A 262-nucleotide genomic window follows, 5' to 3' on the forward strand; every position below is an offset into this window, starting at 1 on the left:
CTGACAAGCGCCATAAATGGGATGATGTTTTTCAGCACCTGCTCAATCGTTTCACGGGCAGCCTGGTACAGCACCCCAATGACGCCGCCCATCGAACGGCCCAGCTTTTCGATAATGTTCTGCTTGCGCGGTTCGCCATTGCTGGTTTTCATCTGTGCGACTTTCTCGCGCGCTTCCGCTTTCAACTGCTGGGCATTTTTCGGATGAGCCTCCGCTGTAACAGACGGTGCCGGGGCTCCGTCTGCTGGCTGAATGTCCGGCT

Annotated in this window: 1 pseudogene; it reads right to left on the bottom strand. The window is 56.5% G+C overall.

The annotated features are described in order from the left end of the window. Positions 1 to 262 (bottom strand): annotated as a pseudogene (locus tag L2D08_RS23800) (PTS glucitol/sorbitol transporter subunit IIB); the annotation flags it as partial.

Source organism: Domibacillus sp. PGB-M46 (assembly GCF_022668875.1).
Classification (GTDB): domain Bacteria; phylum Bacillota; class Bacilli; order Bacillales; family Domibacillaceae; genus Domibacillus.